Source organism: Tessaracoccus lubricantis, from assembly GCF_039544535.1.
GTDB lineage: Bacteria > Actinomycetota > Actinomycetes > Propionibacteriales > Propionibacteriaceae > Arachnia > Arachnia lubricantis.
The window spans coordinates 1-1,219 of the sequence record NZ_BAABLV010000073.1; the positions used below are offsets into that span (position 1 = coordinate 1).

General features: G+C 53.7%; 1 rRNA gene. It reads right to left on the reverse strand.

The features are described from left to right. Positions 1 to 1,219: ribosomal RNA gene (locus ABEA30_RS15880) — 23S ribosomal RNA — on the reverse strand; the annotation flags it as partial.

The window sequence follows — 1,219 nt, forward strand, 5'->3', positions numbered from 1 at the left end:
CTTGTGGTCTACAAGGGGCCTTACCAGATTATTCTGTGGGAGTCCTCATCTTGAAGTGTGCTTCCCGCTTAGATGCTTTCAGCGGTTATCACGTCCCAACGTAGCCAACCAGCCGTGCTTTTGGTAAACAACTGGCACACCAGAGGTTAGTCCGACCCGGTCCTCTCGTACTAAGGTCAGCTCTTCTCAAGACTCCTACGCGCGCAGCGGATAGGGACCGAACTGTCTCACGACGTTCTAAACCCAGCTCGCGTGCCGCTTTAATGGGCGAACAGCCCAACCCTTGGGACCGACTCCAGCCCCAGGATGCGACGAGCCGACATCGAGGTGCCAAACCATGCCGTCGCTATGGACGCTCGGGCAAGATCAGCCTGTTATCCCCGGGGTACCTTTTATCCGTTGAGTCCTGGCGCTTCCATGTGCCACCAGAAGATCACTAGTCCCGACTTTCGTCCCTGCTCGAGATGTCTCTCTCGCAGTCAAGCTCCCTTGTGCACTTACACTCGAAACCTGATTGCCAACCAGGCTGAGGGAACCTTTGGGCGCCTCCGTTACCTTTTGGGAGGCGACCGCCCCAGTCAAACTACCCATCAGGCACTGTCCCTGATCCAGATAATGGACCTAGGTTAGATAACCAGAGTGACCAGAGTGGTATTTCAACGATGACTCCACCTGAACTGGCGTCCAAGCTTCAAAGTCTCCCACCTATCCTACACAAGTCACACCGATCACCAATACCAAACTATAGTAAAGGTCCCGGGGTCTTTCCGTCCTGCTGCGCGTAACGAGCATCTTTACTCGTAGTGCAATTTCGCCGAGTTCGTGGTGGAGACAGCGCCCAAATCGTTACTCCATTCGTGCAGGTCGGAACTTACCCGACAAGGAATTTCGCTACCTTAGGATGGTTATAGTTACCACCGCCGTTTACTGGGGCTTAAGTTCTAGGCTTCGCCGTGAGGCTAACCCTTCCCCTTAACCTTCCAGCACCGGGCAGGAGTCAGTGCGTATACATCGTCTTTCGACTTGGCACGCACCTATGTTTTTAGTAAACAGTCGCTTGGGCCTGGTCTCTGCGACCCTCTGCGCTTTCGAAGTAAATTCTAATACGCATCAGGTCCCCCTTATTCCGAAGTTACGGGGGTATTTTGCCGAGTTCCTTCACCACGATTCTCTCGATCGCCTTAGTATTCTCTACTCATCCACCTGTGTCGGTTTGGGG